The organism is Streptomyces sp. NPDC055078 (assembly GCF_053607985.1).
This window is the reverse complement of the sequence record NZ_JBSGUP010000495.1, coordinates 1-6,170: the sequence shown is the minus strand read 5'-3', so window position 1 is coordinate 6,170 and position 6,170 is coordinate 1. Positions and strand designations below refer to the sequence as shown.

Annotated in this window: 7 protein-coding genes; 6 read left to right on the top strand and 1 reads right to left on the bottom strand. The window is 69.2% G+C overall.

The window, feature by feature from the left end; genetic code table 11:
* Positions 1–43: 43 nt before the first annotated feature.
* Positions 44–556: a DUF3830 family protein gene (locus tag ACWF94_RS30260; RefSeq protein WP_453495504.1), complete on the bottom strand. Its 513-nt coding sequence runs from the start codon at positions 554–556 to the stop codon at positions 44–46.
* Between the two features lie 120 nt (positions 557–676).
* On the opposite strand from ACWF94_RS30260, the gene ehuB reads away from it, so the two are divergent.
* The 6 genes from ehuB to ACWF94_RS30230 form a co-directional block, all read left to right on the top strand.
* The gene (gene ehuB, locus ACWF94_RS30255; protein WP_453495501.1) at positions 677–1,612 is read left to right on the top strand and encodes an ectoine/hydroxyectoine ABC transporter substrate-binding protein EhuB; all 936 of its coding nucleotides are present in this window, start codon (positions 677–679) and stop codon (positions 1,610–1,612) included.
* A complete protein-coding gene (gene ehuC / locus ACWF94_RS30250; protein WP_453495498.1) occupies positions 1,609–2,370 on the top strand; it encodes an ectoine/hydroxyectoine ABC transporter permease subunit EhuC in 762 nt (253 codons plus the stop codon). The genes ehuB and ehuC overlap by 4 nt, the downstream gene beginning before the upstream one ends.
* On the top strand, positions 2,370–3,020 hold the full coding sequence (gene ehuD / locus ACWF94_RS30245) for an ectoine/hydroxyectoine ABC transporter permease subunit EhuD (protein WP_453495495.1): 651 nt from the start codon (positions 2,370–2,372) through the stop codon (positions 3,018–3,020). The genes ehuC and ehuD overlap by 1 nt, the downstream gene beginning before the upstream one ends.
* Positions 3,010–3,816: an ectoine/hydroxyectoine ABC transporter ATP-binding protein EhuA gene (gene ehuA, locus ACWF94_RS30240; RefSeq protein WP_453495492.1), complete on the top strand. Its 807-nt coding sequence runs from the start codon at positions 3,010–3,012 to the stop codon at positions 3,814–3,816. Before ehuD ends, ehuA begins: the two co-directional genes overlap by 11 nt.
* Before the next feature lie 349 nt (positions 3,817–4,165).
* On the top strand, positions 4,166–4,924 hold the full coding sequence (locus tag ACWF94_RS30235) for an IclR family transcriptional regulator (protein WP_453495507.1): 759 nt from the start codon (positions 4,166–4,168) through the stop codon (positions 4,922–4,924).
* Positions 4,925–4,979: 55 nt separating this feature from the next.
* On the top strand, positions 4,980–6,170 hold a 1,191-nt coding region (locus tag ACWF94_RS30230), incomplete at its 3' end, for an epoxide hydrolase family protein (protein WP_453495489.1).

Sequence of the window (6,170 nt, the reverse complement as noted above, 5' to 3'; positions counted from 1 at the left end):
GGCCCGGGCCCGCGCGCCCGGCGCGAGAGCTGTCAGAAACGGCCTACGCCCGCCGGAAGGTGAGGCTCTCCCCCAGCGCGCCCGACCGCCAGAGGTCCTGGCAGGCGTCGGCCATCCGGTCGAGGCCGTCGACCACCGTGCCCCAGACGATCCCCGGCACCCAGCCGGTGTCGCCGTTGATCAGCAGATTGTTGCGCTCGTAGAACAGGGCGAGGTCGACGACGGTGGCGCGGCCCCGGTGGGCGGCCCGGTCGCCGTAGCCGTAGGACGCCGTGCCCAGCTGTACGGCCGAAAAGGTGAAATAACACAGATCACCCGGGATGGGAGTTACGGTCGGGTTCTCCAACGGGGGCTCCTGCCCGGCGAAGGCGGGCAGGAGGGTGTAGATCTCGTTGCGTGCGTACTTGGCGTGATAGACATCCCCGCCCAGCGGCAGCGCCTCCCAGACGGCGGCGCAGGTCAGCGGGGCCTTCTCGGTCAGCAGCCGGGCGGTGCAGCGGACATCGCGCCGTGCCAGCGAAACCTCCACGAAGCGGTCGGTCGGGTCGTCGGCCATGGGTACTCCGTACGTCGTCGGGTGGACCGTCGGGGTGCGGGGCCCGTACGGGCCCGTGTGGACATTCTTGGGCTGGAATTCATCCGCATACCCGGTTGTCTTCGGGGTAGCCGCGCGACCATGGCTCCATCACAGGGGAGAAGAAGACAGACGACCGACCAGGTCCCGCACCGCGGCCTGCGGCGGCGCTCACTGCTCGCCGGGGCCGCCGCTCTGGGAGCGGCCGGCGCCGTCGCTGCGACCAGCGCATGCAGCAGGGTGGCGACCGCCGATACCGGGGACGGCGGGCAGTTGCTGGACTCGCTGCGCGCGAAGGGGACCGTACGGCTGGGGCTGGCGGGTGAGCAGCCCTACAGCTATATCGGCAAGGACGGCAAGATGACCGGCTCCGCGCCGGCCATCGCCCGGCGGATCTTCAAGGAACTCGGGGTGGAGAACGTCCAGCCGTTCCCCACCGAGTTCGGTTCGCTGATCGCCGGGCTGAACTCGCTGCAGTTCGACTGTGTCGCGGCCGGGATGTACATCAACCCGGTCCGCTGTGAGCAGGTCATCTTCGCGGACCCCGAGTACCAGATGCTCGACGCGTTCATCGTGCGCAAGGGGAACCCGAAGAACCTCCGCACCTACAAGGACATCGCGAAGACCGGCGCGAAGATGGCGACCGGCGTCGGCTACGCCGAGATCGACTACGCCAAGGAGGCCGGGGTCAAGAAGATCACGACCCTGCCCGACCAGTTGGCGGGACTGCTCGCCGTCGAACAGGGGCGGGTCGATGTCTTCGTCGGCACCGCCGTCACCGTGCGCAACGTGGTCCGCGAGACGGAGACCACCAAGGCGGAGGCCACCGAGGAGGTCACCCCCTACGTGGACGGGAAACCGGTCATCGACGTCGGCGCCTTCGCCTTCCGCAGCCCGGAGACCATCCTCCGGGACGCGTTCAACCGCGAGCTGCACAAGCTGAAGCGAAGCGGTGAGCTGCTGGAGATCATGCGGCCCTTCGGATTCACGAAGGACCAGATGACCACCCTCACCGCCAAGGAGAAGTGCGGCCCATGAGCGAAATCAGCGCGGGTCTGTGGGAACTCCTGCTCAGCGGTATATGGGTCACGGTCCAGCTCACCGTCTACAGCGCCGCCCTCGCCGGGGCCCTGGCCTTCGTCTCCGGGCTGGCGCGCACCCACCGGCTGTGGATCGTCCGGTTCATCGCGGGCGCCTACTTCGAGATCTTCCGGGGCACCTCGGCGCTCATCCTGATGTTCTGGATCTTCTTTGTGCTGCCGCTGGGCTTCGGCTGGCAGCTCGTCCCCATGTGGGCCGCCGTACTGGCGCTGGGGCTCGGCTACGGCGCGTACGGCTCCGAGGTGGTACGCGGCGCGGTCAGCGCCGTGGCCCGGGAGCAGCGGGAGGCGGGCATCGCCCTGAGCTTCACCCCCGCCCAGCAGCTACGGAAGATCATCCTGCCGCAGGCGTGGCCCGAGATGATCCCGCCCTTCAACAATCTGCTGATCGAGCTGCTGAAGGGCACGGCGCTGGTCTCCATCATGGGTGTCTCCGACATCGCGTTCGGGGCCGCGCTGGTGCGCAACGCGACGGGTCAGAGCGCACCCGTCTACACGGTCATCCTGGTCATGTACTTCGTGCTCGCCTTTGTGCTGACGCGCGGTATGCGGGCCCTGGAGCGCCACGCGAAGGCGGGGATCGGGCAGCGCCCGGCCGCCCGCCCGTCACCCTTCCGGCGCAAGGCGCGGCCCGCCGCCCCGATCGCCGCCGAACCGGTCGCCGCCGCGCGTACCACCACCGGAGGTGAGGGCTGATGGAGTGGGACTGGTCCGCTGTCGAGGACTTCATGCCCCGGTTCTGGGACGGTCTGCTGGTCACCCTCCAGGCCCTGGCGCTGGGCGCGCTGCTCGCGTTCGCGCTCGGTCTGGTGTGGGCGGTGGCGCAGCGCTCCGGGCCCGCCGTGGTCCGCTGGCCGGTGACGGTCGTCACCGAGTTCATCCGCAACACCCCGCTGCTGGTGCAGCTGTTCTTCCTCTACTACGTCCTGCCCGAGTGGGGGCTGACGCTCTCCGCGATGGTGACCGGTGTCGTCGGGCTCGGTCTGCACTACTCGACGTACACCTCCGAGGTGTATCGCGCCGGGATCGACGGGGTGCCGAAGGGGCAGTGGGAGGCGGCGACCGCGCTGAGCCTGCCGCGCCGCCGGACCTGGGGTGCGGTGATCCTGCCGCAGGCGATCCGCCGGGTCGCCCCGGCGCTCGGCAACTACGTCATCGCGATGCTGAAGGACACGCCGATGCTCTTCGTCATCGGTGTGATGGAGATGCTCGGCGAGGCACGGCAGTTCGCGTCCCAGACCTTCCTGACGGTGGAGGCGTTCACCGTCGTCGGTATCGCCTTCATCCTCATCTCGTACCCGGCATCCCTTCTCATGCGAGCACTGGAGCGTCGCCTTGTCCGCTGACAGCAGTCTTTCGAAGGCCCCTGAGGGGCCCCCGACCGATCTGATCCGGTTCGACAACGTCACCAAGCGGTTCGGCGACAACACCGTCCTGGACTCGCTGGACTTCAAGGTCTACCCCCGTAAACATGTGACCCTCATCGGGCCGTCCGGATCGGGCAAGACGACGATCCTGCGGCTGCTGATGACGCTGATGAAGCCGGACGAGGGCACCATCACGGTCGACGGCCGCTATCTGAACCACGAGGAGCGGGGCGGCAAGCTCGTCCCGGCGAGCGAGAAGCACATCCGCGAGGTGCGCAAGAACATCGGAATGGTGTTCCAGCAGTTCAACCTGTTCCCCAATATGAAGGTGCTGCGGAACATCACCGAGGCGCCCGTGCATGTGCTGGGTCTCTCCCAGGACGAGGCAGACGAGCGGGGGCGCGAACTGCTCGACCTGGTGGGTCTGGGCGATCGCTGTGACGCCTATCCGAGCCAGCTCTCGGGCGGTCAGCAGCAGCGGGTGGCGATCGCCCGCGCGCTGGCGATGCGCCCCAAGGTGCTGCTGCTGGACGAGGTCACATCGGCGCTCGACCCGGAGCTGGTGGCCGGGGCGCTCGATCTGCTGCGCGACATCGCGACCACCACGGACATCACCATGCTCTGTGTGACGCACGAGATGAACTTCGCCCGGGACATCTCGGACTGCGTGATGATGTTCGACGAGGGCAAGGTCATCGAGTTCGGCCACCCCGACAAGATCTTCGGCGAGCCGGAGCAGGAGCGCACCCGGGAGTTCCTGAGCGCGGTGCTCTAGGGCGTGTCCGTGGGATCTCGCCGGGCTCGCGGCCGGCCGGGGCGGACGGCTGGACGGCTGGGCAGGGCGGACGGCTGGACGGGTGGCCGGGGCGGACGGGTGGCCGGGGCGGACGGGTGGGCGGACGGCTGGATCCGATCGGCCGGCTCGCACCCGGCTCGGTGCGCCGGAGCGCCACGGGCACGGTCAACCGGCCTGGACCATGCCTTGGGCATATGCCGTATGAATGCACCCCAGCGTGCGCGGCCCGCGTGCGCCCCTATTCTCGCCAACAGCCGTCCCTCCGGCGACCCTTGGCCGCTATCGTGTGGTACGGAAGCTTGCGGTGACGACCTGGCAGGGGGAGACCGTGGCGCTGAAGCCGGAGCCGACCGCCTCGTTCCACTCGGTGCAGTACGTATTGCGCGTCCTGGAGACGATCTCCAGGCACGCCGGGGGCGTCGCCGATGTCCAGATCGCCCGCGACACAGGTCTGCCGACCGGCCATCTGGCTCCCATGCTCACCATGCTGCGCCGCGAGGGCTATGTGGAGCAGCTGGCGGACGGCGCGTATGTGGTCGGCGACTCCCTGGTGCTGCTGGGCTCCGGGGCGGCCCGCCAGCAGGCGCTGGAGGACAAGCTCCATGACACGCTCACGGAGATCCGCGACTCGGTGGGCGCGGCGGTCTACCTCAGCCGGTACATCGACGGCGAGGTCAGAATCACGCAGTACGCGGACAGTCCGCGCGCTCCCAAGGTCAATGAGTACGTCGACTTCCGGTACGCGGCGCACGCCAGCGCGATCGGCAAGTGCCTGCTCACCCAGCTCGACCGGAACGACCGCCGGGACCATCTGGCCCGCCACAAGATCACCCGCTTCACCTCGCGGACGATCACCAGCGAGAAGCTGCTCTTCTCCAAGCTGGACAGCCAGCCGCCGACGGTCCCCATCCTCGACCTCCAGGAGTACGCGGTGGGCACGGTCTGCGCGGCGGTCCCGCTGACGGCGGGGTCGGCGGTGGGCTGCCTGGCGCTCTCCCTGCCCATCGAGCACGCACACCGGCTGCGCGCGGCGGCCGACAAGCTGAACCGCAAGGCGGCGCCCGTGGTGCTGTCACTGGTGCTCTAGACGACAGGGCTCGGGCCGCGCGGGCATGGTCCTCGGCCCGGTAAGGAACCACACCATGACCACCCCGCACGACTTCCCCCTGGAGCCCACCCCGATCCAGGTGTCCGACGGGGTCCTCGATGACCTGCGCGCCCGTCTCGCGTTGACGCGCCCGCCGCTGGACGAAGGGAACGAGGACTGGTCGTACGGGGTCCCGGACGGCTATCTCCGTGAGCTGGTCGCCTACTGGCGGGACGGCTACGACTGGCGCGAGGCCGAGGCGGCCATCAACGTCCACGAGCACTACCGGGTGAGCGTCGCCGGTGTCCCGGTGCACTTCATGCGCAAGCCCGGCCGGGGTCCGCGCCCGGTCCCGCTGATCCTCACCCACGGCTGGCCGTGGACGTTCTGGCACTGGTCGAAGGTGATCGGCCCCCTCGCCGACCCGGCCGCGTTCGGCGGTGACCCCGCCGACGCGTTCGACGTCATCGTGCCGTCCCTGCCCGGGTTCGGTTTCCCCGGCCCGCTCACCGGCTTTCCTGACATCAACTTCTGGAAGGTCGCCGACCTCTGGCACACCCTGATGACCGAGACCCTGGGATACGAGAAGTACGCCGCCGGGGGCTGCGACATCGGCGGGATCGTCTCCAGCCAGCTCGGCCACAAGTACGCCGACGAGCTGTACGGCATCCACATCGGCTCCGGGCTGCCGCTCGACTTCTTCACCGGCCCCCGCGCCTGGGACTTCGCCCGGAACCGGCCCCTCACCGACGACCAGAGCGACGGCGTCCGCGCCCGTATCATCGAGCTGGACCACCGCTGGGCGCCCCACCTCGCCGTGCATATGCTCGACGGCGCCACCCTGGCCCACGGGCTGAGCGACTCGCCCGCCGGACTGCTCGCCTGGCTGCTGGAGCGCTGGAACGCCTGGAGCGACAACGGCGGTGACGTGGAGTCCGTCTTCACCAGGGACGACCTGCTCACCCACGCCACGATCTACTGGGTCAACAACGCCATCGCCACCTCGATGCGCTACTACGCCAACGCCAACCGCTACCCCTGGGTCCCCGCCCACGACCGCACCCCGGCCGTACGGGCCCCGGTCGGCCTCACCTTCGTCACATACGAGAATCCGCCCGGCGTCCACACCGCCGACGAGCGCGTCCGGGCGTTCAAGGCCGGCCCGGGGGCCGGCTGGTTCAATCACGTCAACGTCAACGCCCACGACCACGGCGGCCACTTCATCCCCTGGGAGAACCCCGACGCC

Coding starts and splice junctions, on each gene's coding strand:
- ACWF94_RS30260 (WP_453495504.1), bottom strand. CDS start 556: ATGGCCGACGACCCGACCGACCGCTTCGTGGAGGTTTCGCTGGCACGG.
- ehuB (WP_453495501.1), top strand. CDS start 677: ATGGCTCCATCACAGGGGAGAAGAAGACAGACGACCGACCAGGTCCCG.
- ehuC (WP_453495498.1), top strand. CDS start 1,609: ATGAGCGAAATCAGCGCGGGTCTGTGGGAACTCCTGCTCAGCGGTATA.
- ehuD (WP_453495495.1), top strand. CDS start 2,370: ATGGAGTGGGACTGGTCCGCTGTCGAGGACTTCATGCCCCGGTTCTGG.